This window comes from Streptomyces sp. NPDC048172 (assembly GCF_043202595.1).
Classification (GTDB): domain Bacteria; phylum Actinomycetota; class Actinomycetes; order Streptomycetales; family Streptomycetaceae; genus Streptomyces.
Window position 1 is genome coordinate 1,758,568 of the sequence record NZ_JBIDAT010000001.1, and the last position, 19,387, is coordinate 1,777,954.

17 protein-coding genes are annotated in these 19,387 nt (G+C 72.8%); 11 read left to right on the forward strand and 6 right to left on the reverse strand.

The window, feature by feature from the left end:
• Positions 1-8: 8 nt before the first annotated feature.
• Both ACGF3A_RS08120 and ACGF3A_RS08125 read right to left on the reverse strand, forming a co-directional pair.
• The gene (locus tag ACGF3A_RS08120; RefSeq protein ID WP_393726914.1) at positions 9-731 is read right to left on the reverse strand and encodes a glycerophosphodiester phosphodiesterase; all 723 of its coding nucleotides are present in this window, start codon (positions 729-731) and stop codon (positions 9-11) included.
• Positions 728-1,759 carry an adenosine deaminase gene (locus ACGF3A_RS08125; RefSeq protein WP_393726916.1) on the reverse strand — a complete coding sequence of 344 codons (1,032 nt, stop codon included), beginning with the start codon at positions 1,757-1,759 and terminating at the stop codon, positions 728-730. Before ACGF3A_RS08125 ends, ACGF3A_RS08120 begins: the two co-directional genes overlap by 4 nt.
• Positions 1,760-1,862: 103 nt before the next feature.
• On the opposite strand from ACGF3A_RS08125, the gene ACGF3A_RS08130 reads away from it, so the two are divergent.
• The 8 genes from ACGF3A_RS08130 (at position 1,863) to ACGF3A_RS08165 (ending at position 10,537) form a co-directional block, all read left to right on the forward strand.
• Positions 1,863-2,510, forward strand: a complete 648-nt coding sequence (locus ACGF3A_RS08130) for a DUF4190 domain-containing protein (protein ID WP_393726918.1) — start codon at positions 1,863-1,865, stop codon at positions 2,508-2,510.
• Between the two features lie 155 nt (positions 2,511-2,665).
• Positions 2,666-4,174, forward strand: a complete 1,509-nt coding sequence (locus ACGF3A_RS08135) for a gamma-aminobutyraldehyde dehydrogenase (protein ID WP_393726920.1) — start codon at positions 2,666-2,668, stop codon at positions 4,172-4,174.
• 148 nt (positions 4,175-4,322) lie between these two features.
• A complete protein-coding gene (locus ACGF3A_RS08140) occupies positions 4,323-5,564 on the forward strand; it encodes a spermidine/putrescine ABC transporter substrate-binding protein (RefSeq protein WP_393726922.1) in 1,242 nt (413 codons plus the stop codon).
• A 30-nt stretch (positions 5,565-5,594) separates the two neighbouring features.
• Positions 5,595-6,722, forward strand: a complete 1,128-nt coding sequence (locus ACGF3A_RS08145) for an ABC transporter ATP-binding protein (RefSeq protein ID WP_393726923.1) — start codon at positions 5,595-5,597, stop codon at positions 6,720-6,722.
• Positions 6,719-7,672 (forward strand): ABC transporter permease, encoded by a 954-nt coding sequence (locus ACGF3A_RS08150; RefSeq protein WP_393726925.1) that lies wholly within the window; start codon positions 6,719-6,721, stop codon positions 7,670-7,672. Before ACGF3A_RS08145 ends, ACGF3A_RS08150 begins: the two co-directional genes overlap by 4 nt.
• Positions 7,672-8,478 (forward strand): ABC transporter permease, encoded by an 807-nt coding sequence (locus tag ACGF3A_RS08155; protein ID WP_393726927.1) that lies wholly within the window; start codon positions 7,672-7,674, stop codon positions 8,476-8,478. Before ACGF3A_RS08150 ends, ACGF3A_RS08155 begins: the two co-directional genes overlap by 1 nt.
• A gap of 2 nt (positions 8,479-8,480) precedes the next feature.
• Positions 8,481-9,932, forward strand: a complete 1,452-nt coding sequence (locus ACGF3A_RS08160) for an NAD(P)/FAD-dependent oxidoreductase (RefSeq protein ID WP_393726929.1) — start codon at positions 8,481-8,483, stop codon at positions 9,930-9,932.
• A 137-nt stretch (positions 9,933-10,069) separates the two neighbouring features.
• Complete coding sequence (locus ACGF3A_RS08165; protein WP_393726931.1) at positions 10,070-10,537, forward strand: hypothetical protein; 468 nt, start codon at positions 10,070-10,072, stop codon at positions 10,535-10,537.
• A gap of 32 nt (positions 10,538-10,569) precedes the next feature.
• On the opposite strand, the gene ACGF3A_RS08170 is transcribed toward ACGF3A_RS08165, so the two are convergent.
• Positions 10,570-11,202 carry a response regulator gene (locus tag ACGF3A_RS08170; RefSeq protein ID WP_393726933.1) on the reverse strand — a complete coding sequence of 211 codons (633 nt, stop codon included), beginning with the start codon at positions 11,200-11,202 and terminating at the stop codon, positions 10,570-10,572.
• Positions 11,199-12,440, reverse strand: a complete 1,242-nt coding sequence (locus tag ACGF3A_RS08175) for a sensor histidine kinase (RefSeq protein WP_393726935.1) — start codon at positions 12,438-12,440, stop codon at positions 11,199-11,201. The genes ACGF3A_RS08170 and ACGF3A_RS08175 overlap by 4 nt, the downstream gene beginning before the upstream one ends.
• Before the next feature lie 256 nt (positions 12,441-12,696).
• Here ACGF3A_RS08175 and ACGF3A_RS08180 point away from each other — a divergent pair, with 256 nt between their 5' ends.
• Positions 12,697-13,797, forward strand: a complete 1,101-nt coding sequence (locus ACGF3A_RS08180) for an ABC transporter permease (protein ID WP_393726937.1) — start codon at positions 12,697-12,699, stop codon at positions 13,795-13,797.
• A complete protein-coding gene (locus ACGF3A_RS08185; protein WP_393726938.1) occupies positions 13,794-14,531 on the forward strand; it encodes an ABC transporter ATP-binding protein in 738 nt (245 codons plus the stop codon). The genes ACGF3A_RS08180 and ACGF3A_RS08185 overlap by 4 nt, the downstream gene beginning before the upstream one ends.
• Here the strand turns inward: ACGF3A_RS08185 and ACGF3A_RS08190 are convergent.
• Together ACGF3A_RS08190 and gabT are read right to left on the reverse strand one after the other, a co-directional pair.
• Positions 14,431-15,168: a phosphatase PAP2 family protein gene (locus ACGF3A_RS08190; protein WP_393726940.1), complete on the reverse strand. Its 738-nt coding sequence runs from the start codon at positions 15,166-15,168 to the stop codon at positions 14,431-14,433. The genes ACGF3A_RS08185 and ACGF3A_RS08190 overlap by 101 nt on opposite strands.
• A gap of 230 nt (positions 15,169-15,398) precedes the next feature.
• Entirely contained in the window at positions 15,399-16,748 is a 1,350-nt protein-coding gene (gene gabT, locus ACGF3A_RS08195) for a 4-aminobutyrate--2-oxoglutarate transaminase (RefSeq protein WP_393727226.1), read from the reverse strand.
• A gap of 302 nt (positions 16,749-17,050) precedes the next feature.
• Here gabT and ACGF3A_RS08200 point away from each other — a divergent pair, with 302 nt between their 5' ends.
• Entirely contained in the window at positions 17,051-19,318 is a 2,268-nt protein-coding gene (locus ACGF3A_RS08200; protein ID WP_393726942.1) for an ATP-binding protein, read from the forward strand.
• Positions 19,319-19,387 lie beyond the last annotated feature (69 nt).

Below are 19,387 nucleotides of genomic sequence, written 5' to 3' on the forward strand. Positions count from 1 at the left end.
AGCGGCCCTTAGGGGGTGCTCCCCGAAACGGCGCGGCCGAAGACGGTGAGCATCCGGTCGATGTGGTTCGTGGTGATCGAGTCCGCGCCCAGCGCCGCGAGGCGCCGCATGGTGCGCGCGCTGTCGGCCGTCCAGGCCGACACCAGATAGCCGTCGGCGTGCGCCCGTTCGACCAGGGGCGGGGTGAGCAGCCCGAAGCCGTAGTTGAGCCAGCGCGGGCGCAGCGCGTCCAGCAGCGTCGGCCGTACGGGCGCCGCCCGGTTCCAGGTGAGCGCCAGCTCGGCGCCGGGATCGGCGTCCCGTACGAGGCGCAGCGCTCCGGGATCGCCGCAGTAGTAGACCCGGTCGCCCGCGCCCGCCTCCCGTACGGCCGCGACCGTGGGGGCCGCCGCCGTCGGGTCCGGGAGGTCGATCATCGTGCGGACCGGGGCCAGGACCTCCAGCGCGGCGGCGAGGGCCGGCACGTCGGCGGTGAGCGTGGCGAGGCGCTCGGCGGTCACGTCGGCGACCGCCACGTCGTGCCCCCACAGCCGCGTCAGCGTGCGGTCGTGCAGCACCACGGGGACGCGGTCCCGGGTCAGCCGCACGTCCAGCTCCACCGCGTCCGCGCCCGCCGCGACGGCCGCGCGGAACGAGTCGAGGGTGTTCTCCCGCGCCACGTACGGCGCGCCGCGGTGCGCGACGGCCGTGACCGTCCGCCGCCCTCCGGTGCCCGTCACTGCGCCCGTCACGGCTCCCGCCGCTGCCAGTCGGCGAGGTAGGCGTCGATCTCCTCGTCCAGCCGCGCCTTGCCCGCCGTGTCCAGGAACGAGACCCGTACGGCGTTCTTCGCGAGGGCCGCGACCCCGGGGGCGTCCAGGCCCAGCAGGCGCGCGGCGATGCCGTACTCGCGGTTGAGGTCGGTGCCGAACATGGGCGGGTCGTCACTGTTGACGGTGACGAGCACGCCCGCCTTCACCATGTCCCCTATCGGGTGGCTGTCGAGGTGCTCGACGGCGCGCGTGGCGATGTTGGACGTCGGGCACACCTCCAGCGGAATCCCCTGCTCCGCCAGGTGCTCCAGCAGCCGCGGATCCTGCGCCGAACTGGTGCCGTGGCCGATGCGCTCGGCGCGCAGCGAGGTGAGCGCGTCCCAGACCGTGCCGGGGCCCGTGGTCTCGCCCGCGTGCGGCACGCTGTGCAGCCCGGCCGCGATGGCGCGGTCGAAGTACGGCTTGAACTGCGGGCGCGGCACACCGATCTCGGGTCCGCCCAGCCCGAAGGAGACCAGCCCGTCGGGGCCCATCTCGGTGGCGATCCGCGCGGTCTCCTCGGCCGCCGCCAGCCCCGCCTCGCCGGGGATGTCGAACGTCCAGCGCAGCACGACGCCCAGGTCGCGCTCGGCCGCGGTCCGCGCGTCCTCGATGGCCTCCAGGAACGCGCCGTCCGGGATGCCGCGCGAGGTCGAGCTGTAGGGGGTGACGGTCAGCTCCGCGTAGCGGATGTTCTGCCGCGCCATGTCCTCCGCGACGCCGTACGTGAGGAGGCGCACGTCCTCCGCGTCACGGATCATGTCGACCACCGACAGGTACACCTGGACGAAGTGGGCGAAGTCGGTGAAAGTGAAGTAGTCGGCCAGCGCCTCGGGGTCGGCGGGGACCTTGGACCCCGGGTGTCTGGCGGCGAGTTCGGCGACGATGCGCGGCGAGGCGGAGCCGACGTGGTGCACATGCAGCTCGGCCTTGGGCAGTCCGGCGATAAAGGCCGTGAGATCGGACAAGGGTGCCTCCGGCTCGGTAGGGACCGGATCATCGTAGGCCCGCTGTCTGAGCAGGCGAATAGCATGGTGGCGGAGTGAGCGGAGGGGGACGAGAGGGGACGCGATGCGAGACGGCGCAGGGTCGCGGCAGCCCGCCGACGACATACCGCCGCCCATACCGCCCGCGCCGGACGGAGCGGGCGCGGCGGGGGCGTACGGCCACGGCGCGGCCCAGGGACCCTACGGGCACGGGGCGTACGGCGCGGGACCGGGTGCGGGGTACGGGCCGGGCGCGGGGTACGGCGCGGCTCCCGGTGCGGGATACGGGCCCGGCGCGGGCGGCTACGGACCGGGTCACGGGTACGGATCCGGTCACGGCTACGGATGGCAGGGCCCGCCCCCGCCGACCGGGATGTCCACGGCGGCGATGGTGCTCGGCATCATCTCGCTGGTGCTGGCCGTCAGCTGCTGGGGTGCCCCGCTCGGGGTGATCACCTCGGTGGTCGCGCTCTGTCTCGGTGTCGGCGCGCGGCGCCGGGTGCGCCGCGGCGAGCTGGGCGGGGCGGGCCAGGCGTCGTCGGGCTTCGTGATGGGGATCGTCGGCCTGTGCCTGTCCGTGATCGTCAGCACCCTGCTGGTCATCGCCCTGGTGAGCGCCTCGGACGACCCCGACAGTCCCGGGCCGGGCGGCGGATCGGACCCGGACTCCTACGACGCGCGGGGTGCGGCGGGCGCGGCGGGCGTGGTGGCCACGCGAGTGCTGGACCGGTGAACGCACCCCCGGTCGAGTGTTGATTCCGTGGCGCAATCAAAAGACAACGACGGAATCCCTTGTTGGAACGGGAACCTCCTGCCAGGATCGTTCGCCAACAGCGATCCGCGCCACGTATGCCCGCGCCCCGGGCACGTGACAGGCAGGAGTCCTCGATGGTTCAGCGCTTCGATGTGTCCGACCGGTTCGCGGCCGGTGCCCAGTACGTCGCGGGCAGACTCGCACCGGGCAGTTCGGGGAGTTCCCACGCGGTCGTCGACCCGGCCACGGGCGAGCGCGTCCACCCGTTCGAGCTGGCGGGCGCCGCCGACGTCGACCGCGCCGTGGGGGCCGCGCGCGAGGCGTTCCCCGCGTGGGCGGGCTCGACCCCGGCCGACCGCTCCGACGCGATGCACCGCTGGGCCGCGCGGCTGCGCGAGCTGACCGGCGAGTTCGTCTACGCGGAGTCGCTGCAGTGCGGCAAGCCGCTCAAGCTGTCCGCCGAGTTCGACGTCCCCGGCTCGTTCGACAACGTGGCCTTCTTCGCGGGCGCCGCGCGTCAGCTCCCCGGCGTGGCCGCCGCCGAGTACAGCGGCGAGCACACCTCGTACGTACGGCGCGAGCCGCTGGGCGTCATCGGCTCCGTCGCGCCCTGGAACTACCCGCTCCAGATGGCCGCGTGGAAGATCCTCCCGGCCGTCGCCGCAGGCAACACCATCGTGCTGAAGCCCTCGGAGCTGACGCCGTTCACGTCGCTGATGTTCGCCGAGGCGGCGCGCGAGGCCGGGATCCCCGACGGCGTCGTCAACATCGTGACCGGCGCGGGGCGGGAGGCGGGCGAGGCCCTCGTCGGCCACCCCGGCGTCGCCATGACCTCGTTCACCGGCTCGACCGCCGTCGGCAAGCGCGTCGCGGAGATCGCCACGGGCACGGTCAAGCGGCTTCACCTCGAACTCGGCGGCAAGGCCCCGTTCGTCGTCTTCGACGACGCCGACCTGGAGGCCGCCGCGCACGGGGCCGTCGCGGGCGCGCTGATCAACTCGGGCCAGGACTGCACCGCGGCGACTCGCGCGTACGTCCAGCGCCCCCTGTACGAGGCGTTCGTCGCCGCCGTCGCCGACCTGATGGGCGGGGTCCGCGTCGGCGACCCGTTCGCGGACGGTACGGACCTGGGGCCGCTCATCTCGCACGCCCAGCGCGACCGGGTCGCGGGCTTCGTCGACCGGGCCCGCGCGTACGCCACCGTCGTCACGGGCGGCGCGGCTCCCGGCGGCGACCTGGCCAAGGGCGCGTACTACCTGCCGACGCTGATCGCCGACGCGCCGCAGGACAGCGAGATCGTCCAGCACGAGGTCTTCGGGCCCGTGCTGGCCGTGCTGCCGTTCGACTCCGACGACGAGGGCATCGCGCTCGCCAACGACACCCCGTACGGACTGGCCGCCTCCGCCTGGAGCCGGGACGTCTTCCGCACGGGCCGGGCCGCGCGCGAGATCCAGGCGGGCTGCGTATGGATCAACGACCACATCCCGATCATCAGCGAGATGCCGCACGGCGGCTACAAGGCGTCCGGACACGGCAAGGACATGTCGGCCTACTCCTTCGAGGAGTACACCCAGATCAAGCACGTCATGTCGGACACGACGGGCGCCGCGCGCAAGCCCTGGCACCGCACGGTCTTCGGCTGACGGGCTGACGGAAGCGTCGGGGCGCGCGTGCGTCCGTACGCGCGCCCTCCCCTGGCGCCCCGCGCGCACGCCGCGCCCTTCCCGGGCGTCCCAGGTCCCGCTGCCACCCCCCACTCCTTCCCTGTCCCCTCCCCAGGAAGGCAGTCCCATGGATCTCTACGAAGGCATGCCGGATCCCGTCCGCAAGGCGTGGGAACGGAGCCTGACGACCGGCCGGGCCGCGATGTCCCGGCGCAGGCTGCTGCGTACCGCCTCGCTCGCGGCGGGCGGCGCCGCGCTGGCCGCCTGCGGCATCCCGCCCGCCGAGGGCAGCAAAGGGGGCGAGGCCGAGGACGACACCCCCGACGACTCCCGGAAGGAGAGGACCCTCAACTTCGCCAACTGGCCGCTCTACATCGACGTCGACGAGAAGGACAAGAAGAAGCGCCCCACGCTCGACGGCTTCCAGCGGCGCAGCGGCATCAAGGTCAAGTACGTCGAGGACGTCAACGACAACAACGAGTTCTACGGCAAGATCAAGCCGCAGCTCGCCGCGGGCCAGGAGACCGGGCGTGACCTGGTCTGTCTCTCCGACTGGATGGCGGGCCGCATGATCCGGCAGGGCTGGGCCCAGCGCCTGGACCCCGCGAACCTGCCGCACGCGGTCACCAATCTGGAGGACCGTTTCCGCGCCGCCGCGCACGATCCGGGCCGCCAGTACAGCTACCCGTGGGCGGGCACCGCCTGCGTCGTCGCGTACAACAAGAAGGCGACCAAGGGGAAGAAGGTCACCAGCGTCACGCAGCTCCTGGAGGACGAGTCCCTCAAGGGCCGCATCTCGATGCTCACCGAGATGACCGACACCATCGGGCTGACGATGCTCGACATGCGCATCGACTCGATGAAGTTCGAGGACGACGACTTCGACGCGGCCATCGCCCGTATCCGCAAGGCCGTCGAGCGCAAGCAGCTCCGCCGCTTCAGCGGCAACGACTACATGGACGAGCTCAACTCCGGCGACATCGCCGCCTGTCTGGCCTGGGCCGGAGACATCGTGCAGCTCAAGCTCGACAACGAGGACGTGGAGTTCGCCGTCCCCGAGCGCGGCTACCTCTTCGGCACCGACGACCTCCTCGTCCCCGCCGAGGCCCGCCACCAGGACAACGCCGAGGCGCTCATCGACTACTACTACCGGCCGAAGGTCGCCGCCGAGCTGGCCGCCTGGGTCAACTACATCTGTCCGGTCGTCGGCGCCCAGGACGAGATGAAGAAGATCGACGCCGACCTGGCCGCCGATCCGCTGCTCTTCCCCGACGAGCGGATGATCAAGAAGGGCAGGAACTTCCGGCCGATGAACGCCAAGGAAGAGGCCGCGTACGAGGACAAGTTCGCCAAGCTCATCGGGGCCTGACACGGCCTGGGACGCCCGGAAGGAACGGCCATGACCCTCACGCTGTCCGGCCTCAGCAAGACCTTCGGCGACTTCACCGCCGTGCACCCGCTCGACCTCACCATCCCCGAGGGCTCGTTCTTCGCGCTCCTCGGCGCCTCCGGCTGCGGCAAGACCACCACCCTGCGCATGGTCGCGGGCCTGGAGGACCCCACGGCGGGGCGGATCCTGCTCGGCGAGGAGGACATCACCCGCCTCCCGCCCCACCGCCGCCCCGTCAACACCGTCTTCCAGAACTACGCGCTCTTCCCGCACCTGGACGTCCAGGAGAACGTCGCCTTCGGACTGCGCCGCCGCGGCATCAAGTCCGTGAAGAAGCAGGTCGCGGAGACGCTGGACCTCGTCCAGCTCGGCGAGCTCGCCCGCCGCAAGCCCGCCCAGCTCTCCGGCGGCCAGCAGCAGCGCGTGGCCCTCGCCCGCGCGCTGATCAACCGGCCGCGCGTGCTGCTCCTCGACGAGCCGCTGGGCGCGCTCGACCTCAAGCTGCGCCGCCAGATGCAGCTCGAACTCAAGCGCATCCAGACCGAGGTCGGCATCACCTTCGTGCACGTCACGCACGACCAGGAGGAGGCCATGACCATGGCCGACCAGGTCGCCGTCATGTACGGCGGACGGGTCGAGCAGCTCGGCGCGCCCGCGGAGCTGTACGAGAACCCGCGCTCCACCTTCGTCGCCAACTTCCTCGGCACCTCCAACCTCATCGAGGCCGAGATCACCACCGCCGACGCCGACGAGCTGCAGGTCAAGACGCCCGGCGCCGACGGCACCCTCCGGCTCCCCGCCGCCCGCTGCGCCGCCGAGGGCGCCGGGACGGGCGACCGGGTGCTGATGGGCGTGCGCCCCGAGAAGATCTCCCTCACCCACAAGGAGGACGCGGCCGGAGTCCCCGAGGGCCGCAACCGCCTCACGGGCCGCATACGTGACGCCAGCTACCTCGGCGTCTCCCTCCAGTACGTGATCGACACCCCGGCCTGCCCCGAACTCACCGTCTACGAGCAGAACGTGGAGCGCGACACCCGCCTCGCGCCCGGCGCCGAGGTCGTCCTGCACTGGCAGCCGTCGCACAGCTTCGCGCTGGACGCGTCGCAGGACGCGGCGGCGGGGGAGGAGGCCGTATGACCGGGGTCGCCCCCTTGGCGCCCGGTTCCGGAGTGCCGGGCCCCGGGCCGGATACGTCCGACGCCCCCGCCGGGGAGCCGCGCCGTCCGCGCCGCAAGCCGACCCCGTACTGGCTGCTGCTGCCCGCCGGTCTCTGGCTCGCCGTCTTCTTCGTGGCCCCGCTCTTCTACCAGGCTTCCACCTCGGTGCAGAGCGGCTCGCTGGAGGAGGGCTTCCGCGTCACCTGGCAGTTCTCGAACTACACGGACGCGCTCGGCACGTACGGCGAACACTTCGTCCGCTCGTTCCTCTACGCGGCCACCGCCACCGTCCTGTGCCTGCTGATCGGCTATCCGCTGGCGTACATGATCGCCTTCCGCGCCGGGCGCTGGCGGAACGTGCTGCTGGTCATGGTCATCGCGCCCTTCTTCACCAGCTTCCTCATCCGCACCCTTGCCTGGAAGACGATCCTGTCCGACGGCGGCCCCGTCGTCGGCGCCCTCGACGCGCTGCACGTGCTCGACGTGACGAGCCTGCTCGGCCTCACCAGCGGCGAACGGGTGCTGGCCACGCCGCTCGCGGTGGTGTGCGGACTGACCTACAACTTCCTGCCGTTCATGATCCTTCCGCTCTACAGCTCGCTGGAGCGCATCGACACCTCGCTGCACGAGGCGTCCCGCGACCTGTACGCCACGCCCGCGACGACGTTCCGGAAGGTGACGTTCCCGCTCTCCCTCCCGGGCGTGGTGGCGGGCACGCTGCTCACCTTCATCCCCGCCTCCGGCGACTACATCAATGCGCAGCTGCTGGGCTCGCCCAACGAGCAGATGATCGGCAACGCGATCCAGAAGCAGTTCCTGAACGTCCTCGACTACCCCACGGCGGCGGCCATGTCCTTCCTCCTGATGGCCCTCATCCTGATCGTCGTCAGCGTCTACATGCGCCGGGCGGGAACGGAGGAGCTGGTCTGATGACACTCAGCCCTCTGCGGTGGCTGCGCCGCAACGCCGTCGTCCTCGCGGGCTGCGCGGCGCTGGCGTATCTGCTGCTGCCGAACCTCGTCGTGATGCTCTTCTCGTTCAACCAGCCGTCGGGACGCTTCAACTACCAGTGGCGCGCTTTCTCCACGGACGCCTGGACCGACCCCTGCGGCGTCGCCGACATGTGCGGCTCGCTCGGGCTGAGCCTGCGCATCGCCGTACTGGCGACGCTGATCGCCACGGCCTTCGGCACCTTCGCCGCCTTCGCGCTCGCCCGCTACCGCTTCCGGCTGCGCGGCACGGCCAACGGGCTGATCTTCCTGCCGATGGCCATGCCCGAGGTCGTCATGGCCGCGTCGCTCGGCACGCTGTTCCTCAACATGCGCGTCGACTTCGGATTCACCACGATTCTGATCGCCCATGTCATGTTCTGCCTGAGCTTTGTCGTGGTCGCGGTCAAGGCGCGGGTCATGAGCATGGACCCCCGGTTGGAGGAGGCAGCGCGTGACCTCTACGCCGGACCCGTGCAGACCTTCTGGCGCGTCACGCTCCCGCTCGCCGCCCCCGGCATCGCGGCGGGTGCGATGCTGAGCTTCGCGCTGTCCTTCGACGACTTCATCATCACCCAGTTCAACGCCGGGCCGTCGACGGTCACCTTCCCGATGTTCGTCTGGGGCGCCGCGCAGCGGGGCGTCCCCGTACAGGTGAACGTGATCGGTACGGCCATGTTCGTGATCGCCGTCGCGATCGTGCTGGGTGGCCAGATCACCGCGAACCGCCGGAAGAGGAGCCGATAGCCATGGGCGATGCCGTGCACAGGGACGATTCCGGATCCGCCGTGTCCGAGGCGGGGGCGCTGCGCGCGCTCGCCGACGCCGAGCCCGCCGTCTTCTGGCTGGACGAGCCGGACCGCAGGCCCCGGCCGCACTCCGCGCTCGTCGGCGGCGAACAGTGCGACCTGCTCGTCGTCGGCGGCGGCTACAGCGGCCTGTGGACCGCGCTGCTCGCCAAGGAGCGCGACCCCGGGCGCGACGTGGTGCTCGTCGAGGGCGAGGAGGTCGGCTGGGCGGCCTCCGGCCGGAACGGCGGATTCTGCGCCGCCTCCCTCACCCACGGCTTCGGCAACGGGCTCACCCGCTGGCCGGAGGAGATCACCGCCCTGGAGGAGCTGGGCCTGCGCAACCTCGACGCCATCGAGGAGGCCGTCGGACGCTACGGGATCGACTGCGACTTCGCACGTACGGGTGAGATCGCCGTCGCCACCGAGCCCCACCAGGTCGGCGAGCTGGAGGAGATGGCCGAGGAGGCCCACGCCCTCGGACTCGACGAGGGCCTGACGTTCCTGGACCGCGACGCCGTACGCGCCGAGGCCGACTCCCCGACCTTCCTCGCCGGTCTCTGGGACCGCCGGGGCGTCGCCATGGTCAACCCGGCACGGCTGGCCTGGGGCCTGAAGCGCGCCTGCGAGGAGGCGGGCGTACGGATCTACGAGCACACCCCCGCCACCCGGCTGGGCGCGCGGGGCGCCGAGGTCGCGGTCCGTACCCCGTACGGCAGGGTCCGCGCCCGTCACATCGCGCTGGGCACCAACGCGTTCCCCTCGCTGGTACGGCGCGTACGGCCGTACATCGTGCCCGTCTACGACTACGCGCTGATGACCGAACCCCTCAGCGAGGAGCAGCTCGCTGCGGTCGGCTGGAAGAACCGGCAGGGCCTCAGCGACAGCGCCAACCACTTCCACTACTTCCGCATCACGGCCGACAACCGCGTCCTGTGGGGCGGTTACGACGTGCTGTACCACTACGGAAGCCGGATCGCGCGCGAGTACGAGCAGCGCCCGGAGACGTTCGGGAAGCTGGCCCGGCATTTCTTCCGCTGCTTCCCGCAGCTCGAAGGGGTCCGCTTCACCCACCGCTGGGGCGGCGTCATCGACACGTGCTCGCGCTTCTCGCCGTTCTTCGGCACGGCGATGGGCGGACGCGTCGGCTACGCGGCCGGTTACACCGGACTCGGCGTCGGCGCCACGCGCTTCGGCGCCGAGGTGATGCTCGACCTGCTCGACGGCGCGCGCACGGAGCGCACGGCGCTGGAGATGGTGCGCAAGAAGCCGCTGCCGTTCCCGCCCGAGCCCGTGCGCTGGGCCGGGATCGGGATCACGCAGTGGGCGCTGGCGCGTTCGGACGCGCGGGGCGGTGAGCGGAACCTCTGGCTCCGGGCGATGGACCGGGCCGGGATGGGCTTCGACAGCTAGGCCGGGCCGGCCCGTTCCGGCCCGGGTCGGAACGGGCCGAAAAAAAGTCGCGAGAAGTGCTGTAAGGATTCTGCCGGACCCCTGTCTCACCAGGTGGCGCACGACGTGCCACGCAGGAAGACAGGAAGGCAGAACGCATGAGCGGCACAGCGGAGGCCAAAGGAGCGGTCGAGTGGCTCGCTTCCGCGGCCCCGGACCCGGAATCCTGCCGATGGGAGTGGGAACGCAACCCGCTGGGGGTGACGCTGCTTCCGGCGGGGCGGCTCTGGGACGTCCTGATCGTCAGCGCCGAGCTGGGGCATCCGGCACTGGACGTCCTCACCTGCTGCCTCGACAGGCCGGGTCCGGTGCTCGCGGACTTCGGGGACGCGCGGCTCGGGTTCTTCGTCCCCCCGGGCACGGCGAGCCGCTGGCTCGGCACGGGCATCCGGTGCGCGGGCCACGGCACATGGATCGTCGTGCCGTACCCGGGACGGGTCACCGGCGGCACGCGCTGGATCGTTCCTCCGGACGGCCGGGGCACGCTCAACGATCCGGTGGTCCTGGAACTCGCGATGCACGAGGCGGCAGCCCGTATCGCGGACTCGGGACCGGGAGGAGGCTGAGCGGCACGGGGCCGGGCAGGGGCAGGGGCAGGTCAGCGGCGGATCAGGCCCCGGTCGGTGGCGACGGCGACGGCCGCCGTACGGGAATCGACCTCCAGCTTGGCGTAGATGTGCACCAGGTGGGACTTCACCGTCGCCTGGCTGAGGTGCAGGCGGCGGCTGATCTCCCCATTGGTCAGCCCGTCCGCGACCAGCCCCAGCACCTCCGTCTCGCGACGGCTGAGGGAGGCCGAGGGCGCGCGCATGCGGTCCATGAGCCGGTCGGCGACGGCCGGGGCCAGCGTCGAACGCCCGGCCGCCGCCGCCCGCACCGCCGCCGCCAGCTCCTCCGGAGGCGCGTCCTTGAGGAGATAGCCCGTGGCGCCCGCCTCGATGGCGGGGAGGGTGTCCGCGTCCGACCCGTACGTCGTCACCACCAGGACGCGAGGCGGATCCGGCAGCGCGGTGATGGCGGCGGTGGCCTGCGAGCCGTTCATCCCCGAACCGAACTGGAGGTCCATCAGCACCACGTCGATCCCGCCCCGCGCCGCGAGCTCGACCGCGCGCTCGGCGGTCGGCGCCTCGGCGGCGATACGGAAGTCGGGCTCGCCCTCCAGCACGGCGCGCAGCCCCGCCCGTACGACCGGGTGGTCGTCGGCGAGGAGCAGCCGGACGGGTTCGGTCATGGGCGGTGTCCCGGGGCCCGGGCCGCGGGGAACTCTCCGCCCGCGACGTACGAGGCGGGGAGCTGGACGGCGACGGCCGTGCCGTGCCCCGGCGCGGACTCGACGCTGAGCGTGCCGCCCAGCGCGCGGGCGCGGGCCCGCATGGCGGCGAGGCCGAAACCGCCCCGGCCCGGCTCGGGGGAGGGGAGCGCGTCGGGCAGGAAGCCGACGCCGTCGTCGACGACGTCGAGGGCGAGCTGCTCGTCCATGTAGCTGAGCGTCACCTCGACGGCCCCGGCCTCGGAGTGCGCCACGGCGTTGGCCAGCGCGGACTGCGCGATCCGCAGGATCGCCACCTCGTAGGGCGAGGGGAGCGGGCCGGGCGTGCCCGACAGGTGGAAGCGGACCGGCAGCCCGTGCCGCACGGTCGTGGTGTCGCACAGCCGCTCGACCGCCGCGTGCAGGGAGGCGCCCTCGCCTTCGAGGCCGGGCGGCACGAGCGCGTGCACGAAGCGCCGCGCCTCCGCCAGATTGTCCTGCGCGGCACGGCGGGCCTGGGCCACGTAACGCGCGGCGGTGGCGTCGGGCTCGGCATCGAGTGCGCGTTCGGCCGCCGTGAGGAGCAGCTGGATGCTGGAGAACCCCTGCGCGAGGGTGTCGTGGATCTCCCGGGCCAGCCGCTCGCGCTCGGCCATCATCCCCGCCGTCCGCCCCGCCACCTCCAGATCGGCGCGGGCCGCGGTGAGTTGCTGGATGAGCTGCCGCCGCTCCTCGCTCTCCTGATGCAGCGCCTGGAACCCCCGTACGGTCGCCACGGCCACGGCGGCGCCGAGCAGCGGGCCGATGAGGGCCGCGAGCGTGAACCCGTGCTGGTGCCAGGCGTACCCGCACACCGCGGCCAGCGCCGTGACGACGAGGGCGACGAGCCCCGCGCGGCGCGGCAGCAGATGCAGCACCAGGAAGTAGAGCGGGAACGCCAGCCATACGCCGTCGGGCGTCAGCGCGAGCAGCGCCAGCCACGCGGCGCCGAGACAGGCCAGCCAGGCGACGGTCGCGGGCAGCGCGCGCCCGACGGCGCGGACTGTCGGCCCGACGGCGTAGACGACGGCCATGACCACGGACGCCGCGAGCACGGCGGAGGGGCGGGGCCCGCCGTCCACGACGGCGCGACCGGCGGCGAGGGCCAGCAGCCCTGCCACGAGCAGGTGCAGGCACCACGTGAGGACGCGGAGGACGGGGGCGAGCGACAGGTGGTTCACGGTCCTTCCAGCGTAGGGCGGGGGCCGGGGCCCGGCATCAATCAAAAGGTTGACCGGCGGCACCGCCCTTCGGATCCAGGAAGGCCATCCCCGGCGCGATGCGCGGGCGCCCGGCCGCGGCGGATCGTGGAGTCACGGAACCGGACCGGAGCGCCGTGTGCGAGCGGCCGCCCGGGCACGTTCCGAAGATCCGAGCACGTTCCGAAGAACCGAGCACCTGAAGATCCGAGCTTCTGAAGAAAGGCACCGGCACACGATGTTCGTCGCCTGGAGAGACCTGCGCTTCGCGAAGGGGCGGTTCGCCCTGATGGGGGTCGTGATCGTGCTGATCACGACGCTCGTCGGGCTGCTGTCCGGCCTCACCGCGGGCCTCGGCAGGGAGAACGTCTCGGCGATCACGGGCCTCTCCGCCGACCGGATGGCCTTCGCCGCTCCGGCGGACGGCCAGGACCGCTCCTTCTCGGACTCGACGGTCACGGAGCGGCAGTGGCGCGGGTGGGCGGAGGCGCCCGGGGTGGAGAGTGCCGAGCCGATAGGCATCACGACCACGCGCGCCGAGTCCGGCGACCGCAGCACCGCCGTGTCCGCCTTCGGAGTCCGCGCGGACTCCGGGATCGGCCCGGAGAGCGGCGCGCTGACGAGGGGCCGTGTCGTCCTCTCCGAGGCGGCGGCCGAGGAGCTGGGCGCGGACGGGCCGGGCGCCCGGGTCACCGTCGCGGGCCAGCGCCTCACGGTGGCCGCGGTGCGAGGGGACGCCTCGTTCAGCCACACGCCGGTGGTCTGGACGAACCTCGCGGACTGGCAGCGCCTCGGCGACGTGGCGGGCGCGCGGGGCGCCCCGAAGGGGGACCACGCCACCGTGGTGGCGCTGCGTACCGGGGGCGGAGGGGAGCGGATCGCCGCGACCGACGCCCGGCTGGGCACCGACACGGTCTCCCGCGACGACGCGCTGTCGGCCATCGGCTCGTACACCTCGGAGAACGGCTCGCTGCAGCTCATGCGGGGGTTCCTGTTCGCCATCTCCGCGCTGGTGATCGGCGCCTTCTTCACCGTGTGGACGATCCAGCGGAGCGCCGACGTCGCCGTGCTGAAGGCGCTGGGCGCGTCCACGCCGTATCTGCTGCGGGACGCCCTCGGCCAGGCCGTGGTGCTGCTCGCGCTGGGCACGGCGGCGGGAACGGGCATCGCGGCGGGCGTCGGAGCCGCCGTCTCGGGCACCGTGCCGTTCGTGCTCGACGCCGCGACCGTGCTGGTACCCGCCGCCGTGCTGATCGTCCTGGGCGTGGCCGGAGCCGCGCTCGCCATCCGCCGCATCACCGCCGTCGACCCGCTGACCGCCCTGGGGAGCGCACGATGACCCGTCCGACCTACCCGACCCGTCCGACCGACCCGGCCAGTCCGCTGTCCCTCTCCGAGGTGACCCTCACCTACCCCGACGGCGACGGGCGCGTGACGGCGCTCGACGGGGTGAGCCTGGAGGCCGGGCGGGGGACGGTGACCGCGCTGGTGGGGCCCTCGGGCTCGGGGAAGTCGAGCCTGCTGGCCGTGGCGGCGACGTTGATCACGCCCGACAGCGGCCGGGTCGTCGTGGACGGTACGGACACGGCGGGGGCGAGCCGCCGCGAGCTGACGGCACTGCGCCGTCGCGCGATCGGCATGGTCTTCCAGCAGCCGAATCTGCTGCCGTCGCTGACTGCCCGCGAGCAGCTGCAGGCGATGGCACACCTCGCCGGGCGCGGCGTACGGGCGGCACGCGGCCGGGCGGACGAACTGCTCGACGCGGTGGGGCTGTCAGCCGAGGCGGAGCGGAGGCCGCATCAGCTCTCGGGAGGCCAGCGCCAGCGGGTCAACATCGCGCGGGCGCTGATGAACGAGCCGACGGTGCTGCTGGTGGACGAGCCCACCAGCGCGCTGGACCACGAGAGGGGGGCCGCCGTCGTCTCGCTGCTGACCGAGCTGACCCGGCAGCGGAGGACGGCGACGCTGCTGGTCACTCACGATCACGCGCAACTGGCCTCCGCCGACCGGATCGCGGAGGTCCGGGACGGGCGGCTGCTGCACGGGCTGCCCACATCAGCAGCAGTGCGCTGAGGCACCAGCTCGCCAGCACGTCGAGGGGCCAGTGGTAGCCGCGCCACACCAGGCCCAGCCCGTTGGCCAGGGTGAGTACGGCCGCGGCCGGCAGCCAGGCATTCCCCTTCCCCTTCCCGTCCGGGGCCCGGGTGCGGGTGCCTGCGACGAGCAGGGCGGCGGCGCCGAGGGCGACGGCGGCCGTGGCCGCGTGACCGGAGGGGAAGTAGCCGGTGCCGCCGAGGGGGCCGGGGCGGTCCGTCCAGGCCTTGAGGGCGGAGACCAGCGCGGGGACCAGGGCCAGCGCCAGGGCGTAGCAGAGGGAGGGCCACCAGCGTCGGGTGCGGAGGACCGCGTAGGCCATCGCGGCGAGGAGGAGGGGAGGGGCCACGGTCATGTTGCCGAGGTCGGCGAGGAGTTCGGCCGCCCAGGTGGGCGGGGCGTCGCCGCGCAGGGTGTCGCCGAGGCGTTCGTCGGCCGCGCGGAGCGGGCCGTCCGTGAGGACCTGCCAGGTCAGGACGGAGAGAACGGCGAGCAGGAGGAGCGTGGCGGCGAGCGGGCGGAGCGGCCATGAGGTCGGCCGCCCAGGAACAGGGGGGAGAGTTCCGGGGCGGCCGAGGCGATCGGAGTCCCGCGGGCCCCGGGGGGTTTGGGACAAGCGGTTCATCCGATCGGTGAGGAGCGTGCGCAAGGGCACGACCGGGCCTGTCTTGGGGAGAGACCGGCCCGGGCCGGTGATGCGGGGGAGTTTCCCCACATCACCTGGCAATTGCAGAAACCGTACGGCAGGAGGGCGGGCCGGGGCAGGCGGATCACGTTCCGGACATTGGCCCCGCACAGATTCTTCACGGGGACCGCTCCCACCCGCTCCTGCCCGCGTCCGGTCCGTCAGAGCTGGCCGAGCGCCTCTTCGAGGATGTCCAGGCCCTCGTTCAGCAGGTCCTCGCCGATGACCAGCGGGGGCAGGAAGCGCATGACGTTCCCGTAGGTGCCGGTGGTGAGGACGAGCAGGCCGTTCTGGTGGCACTGCTTGGCGAGAGCCGCGGTCGCCTCCGGGTTGGGCTCCTTGCCGCCGGGGCGCACGAGCTCGATCGCGAGCATCGCGCCCCGCCCGCGGACGTCGCCGATGACGTCGAACTGACCGGCGAGCTTCTCCAGCCGCGGCTTCATGACCTCCTCGATGTGGCGGGCCTTCGCGGGAAGGTCCTGCTCGCGCATCGTTTCGATCGAGCCGAGGGCCGCGGCGCAGGCGACGGGGTTGCCGCCGTAGGTGCCGCCCAGGCCGCCGCTGTGGGCGGAGTCCATGATCTCGGCGCGGCCCGTGACGGCGGCGAGCGGCATGCCGCCCGCGATGCCCTTGGCGGTGGTGATGAGGTCGGGGACGATGTCCTCGTCCTCGCAGGCGAACCACTGGCCGGTGCGGCAGAAGCCGGACTGGATCTCGTCCGCGACGAAGACGATGCCGTTGTCCTTGGCGAACTGCGCGATGCGCGGCAGGAAGCCGCGGGCCGGGACGATGAACCCGCCCTCGCCGAGGACCGGTTCGATCACGATCGCCGCGACGTTCTCCGCGCCGACCTGCTTGCTGATCTGGTCGATGGCCTGGGCGGCGGCCTCCTCGGCGCAGTTCTCGGGGCCGGTGAGCCAGCGGTAGGGGTAGGCGACCGGGACGCGGTAGACCTCGGGGGCGAACGGGCCGAAGCCGTGCTTGTACGGCATGCTCTTGGAGGTGAGCGCCATCGTCAGGTTCGTGCGCCCGTGGTAGCCGTGGTCGAAGACCACGACGGCCTGGCGGCCGGTGTGGGTGCGGGCGATCTTGACGGCGTTCTCGACGGCCTCGGCGCCGGAGTTGAAGAGCGCGCTCTTCTTCTCGTGGTCACCGGGGGTGACCCTGGCCAGCTCCTCACAGACCTGTACGTACGGCTCGTACGGCGTCACCATCACACAGGTGTGCGTGTAGTCCTGGAGCTGCTGCGTGGCGCGGCGGACCACGGCCTCGGCGCTGTTCCCGACGGAGGTGACGGCGATGCCGGAGCCGAAGTCGATGAACGAGTTGCCGTCCACGTCCTCCAGCACTCCGCCGCCCGCGCGACGTGCGAAGACGGGCATCACGGTGCCGATCCCGTTCGCCACGGCGGCCTGCTTGCGGGCCATCAGCTCCTGCGACTTGGGCCCGGGGATCGCGGTGACGACGCGGCGCTCCTGGGGAAGAGCGGGACCTCCGGTCAGATCAGTCATTGCGGTCATAGCGCACTCCTCGGGAGAAAGGGGGGTCGTCTCGCTCTTCGCAGGCTAGGGGCAGCCGGGGTGGCGACACATGCACCGCGGCGGAGAAGTGTGACGCGCGTGTTGGCCGTCGCGGATATAGGCAGCGGATACAGGCAGGGGAGCGGGGTGCGCACCGCCATGGCCGCCCGTGCCCCGGTTCCGGGCCGAGACCAGGGTTCAAGTGTCGTGGTCAGCAGCTAGATTGGGCACAGGAGAGCGCTGGCGGTACGGGTCGGCCGGCGCTTCGGGGCGTCAGGGAGCAGAGGCGGCACATGGACATGGGGCTTCCCCACAGGAAGCAGGGAACGGGCGGCGCGCACGACTCCGGCGGCACCTGGCACGAGGGCCCCGCGGCCCCCGGCGACCAGCACCAGCGGTCTCGCGATGCCGCGCCGCAACCCGTGCCCCCGCGTCCGGCCACCCCGCCACCACCCCGCGGGGCGCCGCTGGAGTCGGCGCCGCCCATGCCCGGCACGGTCCCCTCGTCCCGACCGCCGCTCGCCGACTGGCTGCGGATGCCGCGCCCGGAGGCGGGGCCCGGGATCTGGCGCTGCGGGTACCGGCCGCGACCGCCGCAGGACCCGGAGCGGACGCCCGCCCGGCAGCTGATCAGCGGTGCGATCGTCTCGTTCCTGATCGCCTGGCTCGTGTGGAGCCTGCTGTGGAACGGCTATCTGGGGAGCTACTGGCTCTGGCCGCTCGATCTGTTCACGCCCGACTCGTGGGGCGGCACGATGGGCTTCGCCGTGCTCAGTTACGTCTACTACGCGGTGGTCCTCGGCATCATCGCCGGGATCTTCGCCCGGGTCGGCCACTGGGACGAGCTGTTCCGGAGACTGAAGGGCCGGGTGCTGCGCAAGGGCGCCTCCGCGAAGAAGGCCCCGCTGTACGAGGCGGCGGAGCAGCCCGTTCCGGAGCCGCCGTCCCACGCCGACCCCGTCGAGTGGCCCGAGCTGCGGGGTGGGGGTGCGGGGGAGGCCGCCGAGCGGCTGTCCGCGGAGTTGCGGGGCGGGCGGATGACGGACGTCGATCACGCGCGGATCCAGCGGGCCTGGCAGTCGGTGCGGGCACGGCCGAACCGGCTCACGGCGTTCACGGACAACGTGCTCGCGAAGGGCGGCGCCGCCTGTCTGCACCCCTCCGGCGAGCGCGACCTGCCCTCGCGGGCCGCGCGGCACGATCTGTCGCTGCGGCAGGTCCGTATCGGCACCGCGTCCGACGAGGAGCGCAATCCGCACGAGTACCGGGGCGTGGGCGTCGCCCTCGACCCGTCCGTGCTCGGCACCTCGGCGCTGGCCGTGGGGCCGCCCGGCACCGGCAAGACCAGCAGGCTCGCCCGGCCCGTCGTCGAGTCCCTCTGCCTCCAGGCGCTCGCCGGGCAGGCGGCCGTGCTGGCCGTCAGCGCGGGCGGCCGACAGCTCGCGCCGGACGAGTGCTTCGACGTGGTGATCCGGCTCGGCCGCCCCGGCTCGGAGTACGACCTCGATCTGTACGGCGGGACCACCGACCCCGACGAGGCCGCCGGAATGCTCGCCGAGGCCCTGGTGGGCGACCTGGTGAGCAGCCTGCCGGGCGGCGACAGCAGGCGTGCGGCGACGTGTCTGGCGCAGCTCATCGGGCCGTTCGCGGCGGTGCACGGCCGGTTCCCCGCCGTTCCCGAGCTGCGGGAGCTGCTGGACGGGGCGCCCGCCTTCGACGCGCTGCGCGGGGCTCTGCACGAGGCGGGCCAGACGGCCCAGCTGCGCGAGCTGGACGCGTACGAGCGGCAGTCGGGGCGTACGGGGGAGGTGCCCGCGCTGCTCGCGGACCGGATAGCGCTGCTCGACCGGCCCGCGTTCGCCGGGTTCTTCCGGCCCGAGGGGATGGCGCCGGAGAAGTCGGAGGGATCGGGGGAAGGGGCGCGGCGGCCGTTCTCGCCGCGGGCCATGGAGCACCCGCTGCGCGTCCGCGTCGACCTGCCCGAGCACGCGCACGCGGAGGCGTCCCGGGTGCTGGCGCGGCTGCTGCTGGCGCAGTTCACCGAGTGCGCCGCCGCGCGCGCCGACCAGTCGCTCTTCGCCTGCCTCGTCCTCGACGACGCCACGCAGACCGTCACCCCGCAGGCGCTGCGCGGCCTCCAGCGCCTCCGCTCGGCCCACGCGGGCGTCCTGCTCACCCTCCGCGCGCTGGACGACGTGCCCGAGCCGCTGCGCGGCCCGCTGCTGGGCGCGGTGGGCTGCCGGATGGTGTGCGCGGGGGTCACCCCGTGGGACGCCGAGCGGTTCACCGAGGTGTGGGGCACCGAGTGGGTCGAGACGCGTACGGTCACCAACCGCCAGCTGGTCTCCGACGAGCCCGTCACGCGCGTGCTGCACGCCGTGCGGCGGCTGGCCACCGGCAAGTACGTGACCGCCGAGTCCGTGACCGTGCGCAGCGAGCAGCGGGAGCGCTGGTCCGCCTCCGACCTGGCGAACGAGCTGCGGCCGGAGCACGCCGTGCTCTCCTTCACGACCGTGCGCGGCGAGCGCACGCCGCCGATCCTGACCAAGCTGGGGGAGTGACCAGGGGGAACCATCGAGAAGGTACGGCCGAATGACCGAATGACCGAATTTGGGCGCACGCCTGTACGG

Coding starts and splice junctions, on each gene's coding strand:
- ACGF3A_RS08135 (WP_393726920.1), top strand. CDS start 2,666: ATGGTTCAGCGCTTCGATGTGTCCGACCGGTTCGCGGCCGGTGCCCAG.
- ACGF3A_RS08180 (WP_393726937.1), top strand. CDS start 12,697: ATGTTCGTCGCCTGGAGAGACCTGCGCTTCGCGAAGGGGCGGTTCGCC.
- gabT (WP_393727226.1), bottom strand. CDS start 16,748: ATGACTGATCTGACCGGAGGTCCCGCTCTTCCCCAGGAGCGCCGCGTC.
- ACGF3A_RS08130 (WP_393726918.1), top strand. CDS start 1,863: ATGCGAGACGGCGCAGGGTCGCGGCAGCCCGCCGACGACATACCGCCG.
- ACGF3A_RS08165 (WP_393726931.1), top strand. CDS start 10,070: ATGAGCGGCACAGCGGAGGCCAAAGGAGCGGTCGAGTGGCTCGCTTCC.
- ACGF3A_RS08150 (WP_393726925.1), top strand. CDS start 6,719: ATGACCGGGGTCGCCCCCTTGGCGCCCGGTTCCGGAGTGCCGGGCCCC.
- ACGF3A_RS08155 (WP_393726927.1), top strand. CDS start 7,672: ATGACACTCAGCCCTCTGCGGTGGCTGCGCCGCAACGCCGTCGTCCTC.
- ACGF3A_RS08170 (WP_393726933.1), bottom strand. CDS start 11,202: ATGACCGAACCCGTCCGGCTGCTCCTCGCCGACGACCACCCGGTCGTA.
- ACGF3A_RS08160 (WP_393726929.1), top strand. CDS start 8,481: ATGGGCGATGCCGTGCACAGGGACGATTCCGGATCCGCCGTGTCCGAG.
- ACGF3A_RS08145 (WP_393726923.1), top strand. CDS start 5,595: ATGACCCTCACGCTGTCCGGCCTCAGCAAGACCTTCGGCGACTTCACC.
- ACGF3A_RS08185 (WP_393726938.1), top strand. CDS start 13,794: ATGACCCGTCCGACCTACCCGACCCGTCCGACCGACCCGGCCAGTCCG.
- ACGF3A_RS08140 (WP_393726922.1), top strand. CDS start 4,323: ATGGATCTCTACGAAGGCATGCCGGATCCCGTCCGCAAGGCGTGGGAA.
- ACGF3A_RS08200 (WP_393726942.1), top strand. CDS start 17,051: ATGGACATGGGGCTTCCCCACAGGAAGCAGGGAACGGGCGGCGCGCAC.